This is a genomic window from Agromyces laixinhei (genome assembly GCF_006337065.1).
Taxonomy (GTDB): domain Bacteria; phylum Actinomycetota; class Actinomycetes; order Actinomycetales; family Microbacteriaceae; genus Agromyces; species Agromyces laixinhei.
Genome location: NZ_CP040872.1, coordinates 1,376,108 through 1,389,346, shown reverse-complemented (window position 1 = coordinate 1,389,346; position 13,239 = coordinate 1,376,108). Strand labels below are relative to the sequence as shown.

16 protein-coding genes are annotated in these 13,239 nt (G+C 71.9%); 11 read left to right on the top strand and 5 right to left on the bottom strand.

The genetic code is table 11. The features are described 5' to 3' along the window. Positions 1–5 precede the first annotated feature (5 nt). Entirely contained in the window at positions 6–851 is an 846-nt protein-coding gene (gene xdhC / locus FHG54_RS06565; protein ID WP_139416565.1) for a xanthine dehydrogenase accessory protein XdhC, read from the top strand. Between the two features lie 13 nt (positions 852–864). Here xdhC and FHG54_RS06560 read toward each other — a convergent pair whose 3' ends face one another. Further along, a complete protein-coding gene (locus FHG54_RS06560; RefSeq protein WP_139416564.1) occupies positions 865–1,398 on the bottom strand; it encodes a nucleoside deaminase in 534 nt (177 codons plus the stop codon). A 129-nt stretch (positions 1,399–1,527) separates the two neighbouring features. Between FHG54_RS06560 and FHG54_RS06555 the strand changes: the two genes are divergently transcribed. The 5 genes from FHG54_RS06555 to moaA all read left to right on the top strand — a co-directional run bounded on the left by FHG54_RS06555 (position 1,528) and on the right by moaA (position 5,912). Continuing rightward, positions 1,528–1,941 (top strand): TOBE domain-containing protein, encoded by a 414-nt coding sequence (locus tag FHG54_RS06555; protein WP_139416563.1) that lies wholly within the window; start codon positions 1,528–1,530, stop codon positions 1,939–1,941. Further along, positions 1,938–2,780, top strand: coding sequence for a molybdate ABC transporter substrate-binding protein (gene modA, locus FHG54_RS06550; protein ID WP_139416562.1), 843 nt, complete (start codon positions 1,938–1,940; stop codon positions 2,778–2,780). The genes FHG54_RS06555 and modA overlap by 4 nt, the downstream gene beginning before the upstream one ends. An 89-nt stretch (positions 2,781–2,869) precedes the next feature. Further along, entirely contained in the window at positions 2,870–3,631 is a 762-nt protein-coding gene (locus FHG54_RS06545; RefSeq protein ID WP_233437942.1) for an ABC transporter permease, read from the top strand. Continuing rightward, complete coding sequence (locus FHG54_RS06540; RefSeq protein ID WP_139416560.1) at positions 3,628–4,746, top strand: sulfate/molybdate ABC transporter ATP-binding protein; 1,119 nt, start codon at positions 3,628–3,630, stop codon at positions 4,744–4,746. Before FHG54_RS06545 ends, FHG54_RS06540 begins: the two co-directional genes overlap by 4 nt. A gap of 47 nt (positions 4,747–4,793) precedes the next feature. Further along, positions 4,794–5,912 (top strand): GTP 3',8-cyclase MoaA, encoded by a 1,119-nt coding sequence (gene moaA / locus FHG54_RS06535; protein WP_139416559.1) that lies wholly within the window; start codon positions 4,794–4,796, stop codon positions 5,910–5,912. A 60-nt stretch (positions 5,913–5,972) separates the two neighbouring features. On the opposite strand, the gene FHG54_RS06530 is transcribed toward moaA, so the two are convergent. The 3 genes from FHG54_RS06530 to FHG54_RS06520 all read right to left on the bottom strand — a co-directional run bounded on the left by FHG54_RS06530 (position 5,973) and on the right by FHG54_RS06520 (position 8,098). Further along, complete coding sequence (locus FHG54_RS06530; protein WP_139416558.1) at positions 5,973–6,386, bottom strand: molybdenum cofactor biosynthesis protein MoaE; 414 nt, start codon at positions 6,384–6,386, stop codon at positions 5,973–5,975. 64 nt (positions 6,387–6,450) lie between these two features. Beyond that, entirely contained in the window at positions 6,451–7,611 is a 1,161-nt protein-coding gene (locus FHG54_RS06525; protein ID WP_139416557.1) for a ThiF family adenylyltransferase, read from the bottom strand. 49 nt (positions 7,612–7,660) lie between these two features. Further along, a complete protein-coding gene (locus FHG54_RS06520) occupies positions 7,661–8,098 on the bottom strand; it encodes a hypothetical protein (RefSeq protein WP_139416556.1) in 438 nt (145 codons plus the stop codon). A 265-nt stretch (positions 8,099–8,363) separates the two neighbouring features. Here FHG54_RS06520 and FHG54_RS06515 point away from each other — a divergent pair, with 265 nt between their 5' ends. From FHG54_RS06515 to FHG54_RS16740, 5 genes are all read left to right on the top strand, one after another. Beyond that, the gene (locus tag FHG54_RS06515) at positions 8,364–8,612 is read left to right on the top strand and encodes a MoaD/ThiS family protein (protein WP_139416555.1); all 249 of its coding nucleotides are present in this window, start codon (positions 8,364–8,366) and stop codon (positions 8,610–8,612) included. A 14-nt stretch (positions 8,613–8,626) separates the two neighbouring features. Beyond that, complete coding sequence (locus FHG54_RS06510) at positions 8,627–9,922, top strand: molybdopterin molybdotransferase MoeA (RefSeq protein WP_139416554.1); 1,296 nt, start codon at positions 8,627–8,629, stop codon at positions 9,920–9,922. A gap of 70 nt (positions 9,923–9,992) precedes the next feature. Beyond that, complete coding sequence (locus FHG54_RS06505) at positions 9,993–11,258, top strand: molybdopterin molybdotransferase MoeA (protein WP_139416553.1); 1,266 nt, start codon at positions 9,993–9,995, stop codon at positions 11,256–11,258. Then, positions 11,255–11,731: a cyclic pyranopterin monophosphate synthase MoaC gene (moaC, locus tag FHG54_RS06500; RefSeq protein WP_139416552.1), complete on the top strand. Its 477-nt coding sequence runs from the start codon at positions 11,255–11,257 to the stop codon at positions 11,729–11,731. The genes FHG54_RS06505 and moaC overlap by 4 nt, the downstream gene beginning before the upstream one ends. Then, on the top strand, positions 11,728–12,681 hold the full coding sequence (locus FHG54_RS16740) for a DUF6457 domain-containing protein (protein WP_168197132.1): 954 nt from the start codon (positions 11,728–11,730) through the stop codon (positions 12,679–12,681). The genes moaC and FHG54_RS16740 overlap by 4 nt, the downstream gene beginning before the upstream one ends. Before the next feature lie 45 nt (positions 12,682–12,726). Here the strand turns inward: FHG54_RS16740 and FHG54_RS06490 are convergent, their stop codons facing one another. Then, positions 12,727–13,233 carry a MogA/MoaB family molybdenum cofactor biosynthesis protein gene (locus FHG54_RS06490; protein ID WP_139416550.1) on the bottom strand — a complete coding sequence of 169 codons (507 nt, stop codon included), beginning with the start codon at positions 13,231–13,233 and terminating at the stop codon, positions 12,727–12,729. Between the last annotated feature and the right edge of the window lie 6 nt (positions 13,234–13,239).

Here is a 13,239-nt window from a genome sequence, read left to right as displayed (position 1 = left end):
GCGCCATGGACTGGCTCGACGCCCTGCAGCGTCTCCGCGACGAACGGACGCCCGCGGTGATCGTGACGCTGGCCATGGTGCGCGGTCATGCCCCACGCAACGGCGGGGCGAAGATGGTCGTCGCGCCCGATGCGGTGCACGGCACGGTCGGCGGCGGCAACCTCGAGCAGACCGCGACCGACCGCGCTCGTGAGATGCTCGCCGCCGCGGCCGCGGAGCCGGAGTTGCTGACGATGACACTCAGCGACAAGACGACGACGGACTACGGCGTGCAATGCTGCGGAGGAGAGGTCACCATGCTGCTGGAACCCGTGCCGGTCGCGGCGTCGGTCGCCGTGTTCGGCGTCGGTCACGTCGGGATCGAACTCGCCCGCATCCTCGGCCGCCAGGAACTCGAACTCCACCTCGTCGATTCCAGAAGCGAGATGCTCGCACCTGAGCGGCTCGGCGTGCCGGGCGTCTCGGGCATCCTCGGCGACGCCGTCGCCTCGGTGCACCTCCACCATGAGCCCGTTCCCGAGGCCGGGCTGGCCCTGCTGCCGCCTGGCGCGCACGTGCTGATCATGACGCACGATCACGTCGAAGACCTCGCGATCACCGACACCGCGCTGCGGCACGCGGCCCTGGGGTCGATCGGCCTCATCGGCTCGCACTCGAAATGGGCACGATTCCGCACGCAGCTTCTCGACCTCGGCCACGACGAAACGGCCCTCGCACGCGTGGAGACACCGATCGGCATCCCGGAGGTCGCCGGAAAGGCCCCCGCGACGATCGCGGTGAGCGTCGCGGCGCGACTTCTCCAGCTCATCGCGCAACCGGATCCGGGCGACGTGCAGCCGATGACCGACTGACACCCTCGCAGCGTCAGTACTCGATCCGCGAGGTGGTGCGGCTCCACTCGGTGAACGGCGCGACGCGCCGTGCATCACCGAGATCGAGGCTCGCGACCGGCATCACGTTCCGTTCCTCGGCGCCGCCCTCGAAGTAGCGATAGAACGCCGCATCGTCGAAGCCCGCCTCCGCGGCATCGTTCCGATCCGCGGCGAAGAAGATGCGATCGATGCGGGCCCACAGCGAGGCCGCCAGGCACATCGGGCACGGCTCGCAGCTCGTGAAGAGCGTGGCGCCGCTGAGATCGAAGGTGTCGAGGCCCTGGCATGCCGCCCTGATCGCCGAGATCTCCGCGTGCGCGGTGGGATCGAGGTTCGCGGTGACCCGGTTGACGCCCTCGAAGATCTGCCCGTCGGCCGAGACCACGATGGCACCGAACGGCCCTCCGCTCCGGCGCACGTTCTCGGTGGCGAGTTCGACCGCACGGTCGAGGTGGCCGGCCGCGACCCCGGCGTCGGGAATGGCCGCCGGAGTCTGCCGAGCGGCCTCGGTGTCGAACGGATCCATTCGGTGCCTCCTCGCCGTCTCGCCTGACTTTCGACCGTAACAGCCGGGCGTCCGGCTCGCTCAGCCCTGATGGTGCGAACGACGAGAACCTGCTTGCAGTTCCGCGTTCGCGGAACTATCGTCCAATTCATGACGCAGTATCGGATCAGTGAAGCGGCCTCGCTCGTCGGCGTGAGCGATGACACCGTGCGCAGGTGGGTGCACGAAGGCCTGCTTCGGGCCGAGAAGGATGCCGCGGGGCGCCAGGTCGTCGCCGGAGACGAGCTCGCGGCGCGCGCCACCGAGATCGCTGCGAACACGGCCCCGACCGATCGCAGCAGTGTTCGCCGAAGCGCGCGCAACCGGTTCGTCGGCCTCGTCACCCGCGTCGAGATCGACGGCCTCATGGCCCAGGTCGAGCTGCAGTGCGGGCCGCATCGGGTCGTCTCCCTCATGTCGGCGGAGGCCGCCCGTGAGCTGCGCCTCGAGGTCGGCTCGAAGGGGGTCGCGGTGGTCAAGGCCACGATGGTCATCCTCGAGACCGAGCAGGACACCCGCGCATGAGCCGGCAGGCGTTCCATCCGCTCGCGCTCATCGCGTCGGCCGCCCTCGTCGCGCTGACCCTCGGAGGCTGCGCGGCCGGCGCGGGTACGGCAACCGACTCGTCCGCCGGCGCGGACGGACCGTCCGATGCGACGGGCTCCACCACCGAGCTGCGCGGCGAGCTCACGATCTTCGCCGCCGCCTCGCTCGGCGGCGCATTCGACGAACTCGCGGCGGAGTTCGAAGCGCGCCACCCCTCCCTCGACGTCGCACCCATCACCTACGACGGCTCATCCACCCTCGCCGTCCAGCTCATCGAGGGCGCCGCCGCCGACGTGTTCGCTTCGGCTGACGAGCGGAACCTCGCGAAGGTCGATGACGCGGGCCTCATCGCCGGCGAGCCCGAAGCATTCGCGACCAACGTGCTCGAGATCGCCGTGAGACCCGGCAACCCGCTCGGCATCGAGAGCCTCGACGACCTCGACGATGCAGCGACCGCAGACCCGCTCGTCGTGGTCTGCGCACCCGAGGTGCCCTGCGGCAACGCGGCCGCCACACTCATCGAGCTCGCCGGCATCACCCTGACCCCCGCGAGCGAAGAGCAGAACGTGAGCGCGGTGCTCACGAAGGTACGCACGGGCGAGGCAGACGCCGGACTCGTCTACGTCACCGACATCACGGCGGCGGATGGCGAGGTCGACGGCATTCCGATCGAGGGTGCGGATGCCGCGACGAACGTCTACCCGATCGCCGCACTCGAAGACGCGGCGAATCCCGAGGCCGCACGCGCGTTCATCGAGTTCGTACACTCCGCCGACGGAGCGAAGGTGCTCGCCTCGTTCGGGTTCGGCAGTCCGTGACCGTCGTCGACGACCCGCCGCGCGAACGGCAGGCGCCGACGGCAGCACCGCGGCGCGTCTCCGGCACCGGGTTCCCGGTCTGGCTCTCGGTGCCGGCGGCGCTCGGTGCCGCCCTCCTGGTGCTTCCGCTGCTCGCCCTGCTCGTGCGACTCGACTGGGCCGGAGTGCCGGCCGCCGTCACCTCCCCCGCCGCGCTCGAGGCGCTCACCCTCTCGCTCACGACGGCGAGCGTCGCGACCCTCGTGTGCATCGTGCTCGGGGTGCCGCTCGCCGTCGTCATCGCCCGCGCCTCGCGTGGGGTGGCCGCCGTGCTGCGCACGCTCGCGACGCTGCCGCTCGTGCTGCCGCCGCTCGTCGGGGGCATCGCGCTGCTCGCGCTGCTCGGGCGCAACGGCCTGCTCGGCGGAGTGCTCGAGGTGGCGGGCGTTCGAGTGCCGTTCACGACCGCCGCCGTGGTGATCGCGCAGGCGTTCGTCGCGCTGCCGTTCCTCGTGATCTCCGTCGAGGGTGCGCTGCGCACCGCGGGCACCGGGTTCGAGGTCGTCGCCGCAAGGCTCGGCGCCAGCCGGTCGACGGTGTTCCGGCGCATCACCCTGCCGCTCGTGGGCCCGGGCATCCTCGCCGGAACCGTGCTCTGCTTCGCCCGGGCGCTCGGCGAATTCGGTGCGACCGCGCTCTTCGCCGGCAATGCGGCGGGCACGACTCGCACGATGCCGCTCGCGATCTACACGGCGTTCAACGGATCGGGCGTCAGCGAAGACACGGCGATCGCCCTCTCGCTCATGCTCATCGTCGTCGCGGTCGCAGTGCTCCTCGTGATGCGCGGCTGGCGTGAAGATGCCGCGCGATGAGCGACGCAGCGGCATCCGCAGGGCTCGTCGCCGCCGTCACGACCCGGCTCGGCGACTTCTCGCTCGACGTCTCACTGCAGGTCGCACCGGGCGAGACGCTCGCGGTGCTCGGCCCGAACGGTTCGGGAAAGACCACGCTGCTGCAGACCATCGCGGGCCAGCTCGCGCCGAGTCGGGGTTCGGTGCACGTCGACGGTCGTGAACTCAGCGACGCCGAACCGGGTCGTGCGCTGCGCCACATCCCGCCGGAGGACCGCCGAGTCGGCCTGCTCGGCCAGCAGCCGATGCTGTTCCCGCACCTGAGCGCACTCGACAACGTCGCGTTCGGACCGCGCGCCCAGGGTGCCGGCGTGCAGGCGTCGCGAGAGACGGCGAGGCGCTGGCTCGAACGCGTGGGGTCGCCGGAACTCGCGGCGCGACGCCCGGCAGCGCTCTCGGGCGGTCAGCAGCAGCGCGTGGCCCTCGCCCGCACGCTCGCCGCGCGCCCGGAGGTACTCCTGCTCGACGAACCCTTCGCGGCGCTCGACGTCGAGACCGCTGCCGCCATGCGGGCGCTTCTGACCGATCGGCCGTGGCCGACGCCGATCCCGATCCTGCTCGTCACCCACGATCCGCTCGACGCGATCGTGCTCGCAGATCGGGCCGCGATCCTGCACGACGGACGCATCGTGCAGCGGGGCACGACGGCCGAGGTGCTCGGACACCCGGCGACCGGGTTCGTGGCGGCACTCGCCGGCGTGAACCTCGTCATCGGTTCGGTCGACGACGACGGGGTCGTCGTCTCGAGCATGTCGGGCGCCGAAGCGGCGCCCGCGCTCCGGGGCGCCGGCACACCACCGGCACCGGGCACGCCGGCATCGGCGGTGTTCAGCCCGGGCTCGGTGCATGTGACGCCTGCCGGGCCCGGCGAGTCTGCGGCATCCGCCAACCGCTGGATCGGCACCGTCGCGGTACTGCAGCCCGTGCCCGGCGGCGTGCGCATCGGCATCGCGGAGTACCCGCGGCTGGCGGTCGACGTGCCCTCGGCCGCCGCCGTCGCGCTCGACCTCGCGACCGACGCCCGGCTCATGTTCACGGTTCCGGCCTCGGAGGTCTCGGTGCGAGCCCGATCCTGAACCGGCCGCGGCGCCGACGGTGTTACGGTGGACGCCACGGACAGGGGGTGACCATCGTGAACCCGGACGTTGCACTCGAGACGCCCCGTTCCCGCGACGGAACCTCCGCCGGCGCGCGCCGCCTGCCGTCGACCGGGGGGCTGGCCGACCGGCTCGATCGCCCGCTGCGAGATCTGCGCATCTCGGTCACCGACCGGTGCAACTTCCGCTGCGTCTACTGCATGCCGAAGACCGTCTTCGGTCGCGACCACGCCTTTCTCGAGCACGATGAGCTGCTGAGTTTCGAGGAGATCACCCGCCTGGCCAGGGCGGCCGCGGCCAACGGCGTCGAGAAGCTGCGGCTCACCGGCGGCGAGCCGCTGCTGCGACGCGGCATCGAAGACCTCGTCGCCGCGCTCGCCGAGCTGCGCACGCCCGACGGCAGGCCGCTCGAGATCGCGCTGACGACCAACGGTGCGGCGCTCGCGGTGAAGGCGGCGGCACTGCGCGAAGCAGGTCTGACCCGGGTGACGGTGTCCGTCGACTCGCTCGATGACGCCGTGTTCCAGGCGATGAACGACGTGAGGTTCCCGGTGGCGCGCGTGCTCGCGGGTCTGCACGCGGCGCACGACGCCGGACTCGGGCCGATCAAGGTCAACATGGTCGTCAAGCGCGGGGTGAACGACCGGGAAGTGTTGCCGATGGCGCGCCATTTCCACGGAACGCCGTTCAGCCTGCGGTTCATCGAGTACATGGATGTCGGCAACTCGAACGGCTGGAGCCTCGACGAGGTCGTGCCCTCGGCCGAGATCGTCGAAACGATCGACCGCGAGCTCCCGCTCGAACGGATCGGTGCGCAGGTGCCGGGCGAGACCGCTGCGCGCTGGCGCTACGTCGACGGGGGCGGTGAGATCGGCGTGATCTCGAGCGTCACGAATGCATTCTGCGGCACCTGCAACCGTGCGCGCATCTCGACCGAGGGCAAGCTCTTCACGTGCCTGTTCGCGACAGAAGGGCACGACCTGCGGGCGCTGCTTCGCGGGGGCGTCGACGATGATGGGCTCGCCCGGGCGATGGCCTCGATCTGGGGCGCACGCGACGACCGCTACTCCGAGGAGCGGGCGAGCCTCACACCAGAGCTGCGAACCGCCCGCCGAAAGCCCGAGATGTCGTACCTCGGCGGTTGACCGGCGGTTGACGCCCCGGGTCGCCGCGCGTGGCCGCCCTCACCGCGAACGAGGCACGATTCAGAGCCCGACCCACTCCGAGGCGCCGTCGGCGAAGTGCTGGCGTTTCCAGATGGGCACCTGTTGCTTGATCAGGTCGACGAGGCGCTGGCACGCGTCGAAGGCTGCGGCACGATGGGCAGCGGATGCCGCGGCGGCGAGCGCGACGTCGCCGATGCGCAGTTCACCCGTGCGGTGTGCGGCCGCGACGGCGACGCCGGTCTCGTCGGCGATGCGCCGCACGCACTCGGCGAGGAACCGCTCGGCGTCGGGATGCGCCCGGTAGTCGAGCGCGAGCACCTCGCGGCCGCCGTCGTGGTTGCGGACGACACCGTGGAACATCACCACCGCGCCGCTCGTCTCTGCTTCGACCGCGGCACGAACGGCAGCCTCGTCGATCGGCTCGGTGGTGACGACGGCGGCGTTCGGGTTCATGCGTGCCTCTCGCGTGGTGGCTGTGGTGTCGGAGTGTCGGAGTTGGCGGTGGTGTCGGAGGTGGTCAGCGGTGCACGAGCTCGCCGGCGACCGACGAGAACGCGTCGATGCCGCCGGCCAGGTACACGACGTCGGCGTGCCCGAGCTCGCGCAGCAGGCGTGCTGCGCGGCGCGACCGCACATCGAATTCGCAATAGACGACGATGGCGCCCTCGCCGGCACCGGGTACGGCGCCGCCGACGAGCTCGCCGAGCGGCACGAGCTCGCTGCCGCTGATGCGCCGCAACGCCGCCTCGGCGGGCTCGCGCACGTCGATCAGGTGCATGGGCTCGCCGCTTCGCAGGCGACGCAGCAGTTCGGCCGACGAGATCGGCGGCACGGATGCGGCGGCGGCCTGCGCCGCGGCGTCGTCGACCCCGCAGAACAGCTCGTAGTCGACGAGCGAGGTGATCGCCGGGGCATCCGCAATCGCTTCGTACTCGATCTCACGGCTGCGACCCGAGAGCGCGTCGACGGTCGACACACGGCCGAGCAGCGGTTCACCGATGCCGGTGATGAGCTTGACGACCTCGCCCGCCATGAGAGCCCCGACGGTGGCGCAGAGGGTCGGCAGCACTCCGCCGAGCTCGCACGAGAGCACCTCGTCGGGCGCCGGCGGCAACGGGAAGAGGTCGCGATAGGTGGGGCCGTGCTCGTGCCATGACAGGCCGACCTGACCGTGGTACCGCAGGATCGCGCCCCACACGAGCGGCTTGCGTTCGAGCACGGCGGCGTCGCTCGTGAGATAGCGGGTCGGAAAGTTGTCGCTGCCGTCGACGACCAGGTCGTACCCGGCGAGGATGTCGCGCATGTTCGCCGCGCTCAACCGCTCGGTGTGGCGCACGACCCGGCACTCCGGGTCGATGGCGGCGACGGTGTCGGCGAGCGAGTCGACCTTGAGCCGGCCGATGTCGGCGACGCCGTGGCTCATCTGGCGGTGCAGGTTCGAGAGCTCGACGATGTCGTCGTCGGCGAGGCCGAGCGTGCCGACGCCCGCGCCCGCGAGGGAGGGCACGAGCGCGCTGCCGAGTCCGCCGGCACCGACGACGAGCACGCGTGCTGCGGCGAGGCGGCGCTGCGCGAGTTCGCCGAAGCCGGGCAGCATGATCTGCCGGCTGAACCGCGCGATGCGCTCGGGGGCGAGCGGTGCCGACGGCTCGACCAGTGGTGCCGGACGTGCGCGCATGCGGCAATTCTACGTTCGGTGCGTGTGTGCGGAACTGAATCGTGCTGGATCAGGACGGATCCCGGGCGACTCGGACTCTCCCACGAGCTTCAGCACCGGAACCGTCACGTGAACGACCGGCCGCACCTGCGAGACCGCGTCGGCCAGCGTGGATTCGGAAGTCGAGGGTGCCGTCGAGCAGCAGGTCGCGTGCCGCGTCTGCGCGCAACTGGTCGGCGCGCACTTGGTCGGCGCGCAACTGGTCGGCGCTGAGTTCATCGATGCGAAGCCGTTCTCTGCCCGTGCATTCGGTCTCGACCGACGGGCCGACTTCGGCGGCCGCCGCAGCGATCACGACCTCCGGACGCGGGTTCCGGAAGAACACGAACGACGTGCTGCCGACCTGGTACACGGCATTGCCGAGCCGCCCGGTAGACAGAACGACGTGGGGCATCGACGCGGCCAGATCGTGCACGTCCTCCGCCGTCGCCGGCCGGGTGTCGTCCATGCCTCAACGGTAGCCCCAGACAGAACGAACGCGCCCCGAAGTCGAGGGCGGAGGAGCATCGCGAAGCAGCGGTCGCCACGCGTTCCGTGAGCAGCGGCTCGGTTGAAGTACGGCTTCGTGGGTATGCTGCTGATCGGGCTGTGGATCGGAGGCAACTCGACCCGCCGGCGCAGTCGGATTTCCGCTGGCTAGACGTACTTCGTCCCGACTCTCCCCCTGAACACACGACAGCGTGGCCCGGGACGGTGCGGGTAGCATCAGTGTCATGGCGCTCGTGACCGTTCGGTACTTCGCGGCGGCCGCAGAGGCGGCCGGCGTCGACGAAGAGCGGCTCGAAGTCAGTGGCACGGCAACGCTCGGGGCGCTGCGCGACGAACTCGTCTCGCGCTACGGCGCGCCGATGGAACGGGTGCTGCGCTCGGGTTCGTTCCTCGTCGACGGCACGGTGCGACGCGAGGCGGGGCATCCGCTCGCCGACCGGGTCGACATTCTGCCGCCGTTCGCGGGCGGCTGAGCACGGTGGCCGACATGCGCACCTTCGTCGAGCATCAGCGCGCGGTGCGCGAACTGCTCGCCATTCTGCACGCATCGCTCGAGGCGGCGGAGGGTGCAGAGGTGCTCGCACTCGATGCCGTCTCGGGCCCGCACAGTCGCGTACGCGCGCACGGCCGGGTGCTCGCGCACGACGTGCTCGCCCCAGACGACCTTCCCGCGTTCGCGAACTCGCAGATGGACGGGTACGCGGTCGCCTCGGCCGACCTTGCGGCGGCTCGACCCGAGACGCCCGTCGCGCTGCCGGTCGGCAGAACGACCGCCGCGGGCGATCCGATCCGCACGCACGCCCCCGGCACCGCGTCACCCGTCATGACCGGCGCAGCCGTGCCCGACGGCGCCGACGCCGTCGTTCCGGTCGAAGCCGCCGATCCGCCCCGCTTTCCCCGGCTCGGCGGCCGCACGCGCGATGCAGCGCCCGGCACCTCCGTGCGATTCGCCCACCCGGTCGCTCCTGGCACCTTCGTGCGCGCGGTCGGCACCGACGTCGCGCGCGGCGCTGTGCTGCTGCCCTCCGGCACCCGGCTCGGCCCTGCTCAGCTCGGCACGCTCGCCGCGGCCGGCATCACTCAGGTCGCGGTGCGACGCCGCATCAGCGTGCTGCTGCTCTCGACCGGCCACGAGCTACGTCCTGCCGGCATGCCGCTCTCGCCCGGGCAGATCCACGACGCCAACACCTCGATGCTCCGAGCCGCGCTCGAAGAGGCGGGTGCCCTCGTGCGCGACACGCTTGCACCCGATGACCCCGACGCCGTCATCGCCGCACTCGAGGGCTCGGCCGGCATGGTCGATCTCGTGGTCACGACCGGCGGCGTGAGCGCGGGAGCGTTCGAGGTGGTGCGCGATGCACTCGCATCGCGCGGCGTCGGGTTCGTGAAGGTCGCCATCCAGCCGGGCGGTCCGCAGGGCCTCGGCCGGGTCGTTCTCGGCCCCGGCACCACCGCAGTGCCGGTCCTTGCCTTCCCCGGCAATCCGGTGAGCGCGCTCGTCTCGTTCGAACTGTTCCTGCGGCCGGTGCTGCGCGCCTTCGCGGGGCTCACTCCCGACCGGCCGCGTGCTCATCTCAGGCTCGCCCACTCGGTGACCTCACCGATCGGCAAGCACCAGGTGCGACGCGGCGTCATCGACGGCAACGGCGCCGTCGAGGTGGGCGCACCCAGCTCGCACCTGCTGCACGCCTACGCGATCGCCACCGTGCTCGTGCACCTGCCGGTCGGCGTCGACGCGCTGCCTGCAGGAGCACTCGTCGACGTCTGGCGCATCGATGACTGACGTCTGGCGGATCGATGACTGACGGCGGGCGATTCGTGACCGACGTCGGGCGCATGATGATCGAGGCGCGATGAGCACCGGCGACCTCGACACCGTCGATGCACACGTGGCACGCGTGCTCGCCGCGATGCATCCGCTCGCCCCCGTCGAGCTGCCGCTCGCCGACGCGCACGGGCATGTCCTCGCGGTCGACGTGCGCAGCCGGCTCGACATCCCGGTGTTCGACAACTCGGCGATGGACGGCTATGCGGTGCAGCATGCCGACGTCGCCGCGGCGAGCACTGATCGCCCGGTGGCACTGCGGATCGTCGCCGAAGTCGCCGCCGGCAGTGCCGACGACCCCCTGTTCGGCGCTGGGGAAGCCGTGCGCATCATGACGGGTGCGCCGATGCCGAGTTCGGCCGACGCGGTGGTTCCGGTCGAGCACACCGACGCGGGCCACCCGGTCGTCACCGTGTCGACGAGCCCGCGACCCGGCGCACACGTGCGGCGCGCAGGCGAAGATCTGCGGGCCGGCGACGCCGTGCTCTCCGCCGGGGTGCGACTCACCGCCGCGCGTGTGTCGGCACTCGCTGCCGCTGGGCTCGCGCACGTCGCGGTGCGCCGGGCGCCCCGCGTCGGGGTGATCTCGACCGGCAGCGAACTCGTCGCGCCTGGCCATCCGCTCGAACGGGGGCAGATCCCCGAATCGAACTCGCTGCTGCTCGCCGGTCTCGTGCGCGAGGCATCCGCCGACATCGTGCACGTCGCAACGGTGCCCGACGACGAAGCAGCGCTCCTCGCCGAACTCGCCCGCGGCCTCGACGCCGGCGCAGAGGTGATCGTGCTCTCGGGCGGCGTGAGCGTCGGCGCGCACGATGTCGTCAAGGCGACGCTCGCCCCGCTCGGCACCGTCGGTTTCCACCGCATCGCGATGCAGCCGGGCAAGCCGCAGGCGTTCGGCATGCTGCACCGAGGCGACGACCCGCCGACCCCCGTGTTCGGGCTGCCGGGCAACCCCGTCTCGACGGCGGTCTCGTTCGAGGCGTTCGTACGGCCTGCGCTGATGCGACTGCAGGGAGCACTCGACGTGCAGCGGCCCCGAATCGCGGCGATCGCCGCCGAGGGCTGGCGGGTGCCGAGCGCACGGGTGCAGTTCATGCCCGTCGTGCTCCTCGACGCCGACGATCTCGTCGACGCCGGCTCCCGCCCGCTGGTGCGCCCGGCGACCCGAGGCGGCGCCGGCTCGCACCTCGTCGGCGGTCTTGCGGCCGCCGACGGGTACGCGATCGTTCCCGCCGATGTCGACGAGGTTCGCGGGGGCGACCCCGTGACTGTCATGCTGGTGGCCTCATGAACGAGCATCCATTCACCCACCTCGATGCGCACGGCGAAGCCCGCATGGTCGACGTGACGCACAAGACGCCCACGGTGCGCAGCGCCACTGCGACCGGCCGCGTCGCGTGCGGCCCCGAGGTCGTCGAGCACCTGCGCGACGGGAGCGTGCCGAAGGGCGACGTGCTCGCGGTCGCCCGCATCGCCGGCATCCAGGCTGCGAAGCGATGCGCCGAACTGCTGCCCCTCGCCCATGTCATCGGCGTGCACGGCGTCGTCGTCGACCTCGCCGTCGACGACGACGGGGTCGCGATCTCGGCGACGGTGCGCACCGCCGACCGCACGGGCGTCGAGATGGAGGCGTTCACCGCGGTGTCGGTCGCCGCCCTCGCCATCGTCGACATGGTCAAGGGCATCGACAAGTCGGTGTCGATCGAGGGCGTCAGGCTCGAGACGAAGACGGGCGGCAAGTCGGGCGACTGGCACCGCCCGTGAACGGATGGCCCGGTCTCGAGGCCGTCGTGCTCGCCGGCGGCCGCTCATCGCGACTCGGGGGCTCGCCGAAGGCCGAACTCGTGATCGGCGGCACGCGCCTCGTCGACATCGCGGTCGACGCGGCGGCCACGGTCGCGGCGCAACGCATCGTCGTCGTCGGCCCCGACAGTCTCGGCGCAGGCCGCGAGAGCCACACCACCAGTGCAATGCTCACGGCGCGCGAGGAGCCGCCGTTCGGCGGTCCCGTCGCCGGGCTCGCGGCCGGCCTCACCGCACTCGATCGGGCGGGAGTCGACCACAGCGCCGCCGAGAGCGACACTCCGGCGAACAGATGGGTGCTCGTGCTCGCATGCGACCTGCCGCACGCAGGCGACGCGGCCGTCGCGCTCATCGACGCCGCGCGACGCGCCGAAGCGACGGTCGACGGCGTCTGCCTCGACGACGGCCGCCAGCAATGGCTCACCGCGGTCTACCGGCGCGACGCGCTCGCACGGGCCTTCGACAGCCTCCACGACCCGAACGGCGCGTCGATGCGCACCCTCGTGCACGGACTGGCGCTGACATCGATCGTCGCGGCAGACGGGCTCGCCGACGACGTCGACACCTGGGACGACCTCGAGCGCGCCCGGCGCGCACGTCCACCCCACTCCCCCGCCACCGCGCCCGCCACCGAAGGAGCCGATATGTCCACCGCATCGCACTCGCCCGAATCGCTCGACGAGTGGATCGTCGCCCTGGCGGCCGAGCTCGGCATCGACCCTGCCGCGGTTCCGGTCGGCGACATCCTCGACCTCGCCCGCGACGTCGCCCACGGCGTCGCACGGCCGGCAGCGCCGCTCAGCACCTTCCTCGTCGGCCTCGCAGCGGGCGCCGGCAACGGATCGATCGCCGAGCTGTCGGCAAGGGCGACGGTCCTCGCCGAGGGCTGGCCGCCTGACCCGACCGCCTGACCCGACCGCCTGAGGCGGTCGAGCGCACGCGCCGGATCTCACACCTCAGTGATCGCCGCCGTCGAGCTGTGCCACCAGGTGCGGCATCAGCGGGATGACGACGGCGAGCCCGTCCGCGACGCCACCCGTCGAGCCGGGCAGGTTCACGACGACCGCGCGCGGCCTGCCTGGGGTCGCAGCGATTCCCACGAGCCCGCGCGAGAGCACTGCGGTCGGCACGACGGATGCCCCGCGCCGACGGATCTCCTCGGAGACGCCGGGCAGTTCGGCCGCGAGCAGCGGACGCGTGCCCTCGGGGGTGAGGTCGCGCGGGCCGACACCGGTGCCGCCCGTCGTCACGATCAGGCGAACGCCCGCGGCGAGCGCCGCGGCGAGGGCGGCCTCGACCGCCTCGGCGCCGTCGGGTACGACGGCGACGTGCACGACCTCGAATCCGGCACCGGCCAGGCCTGCGGTGGCGGCCGGGCCCGAGGCATCCGCTCGCTCACCGCTGGCCGAGCGATCGCTGACCGTGATCACCGCCGCCCTGATGCGCTCACCGTGCTCTGCCATGCACCA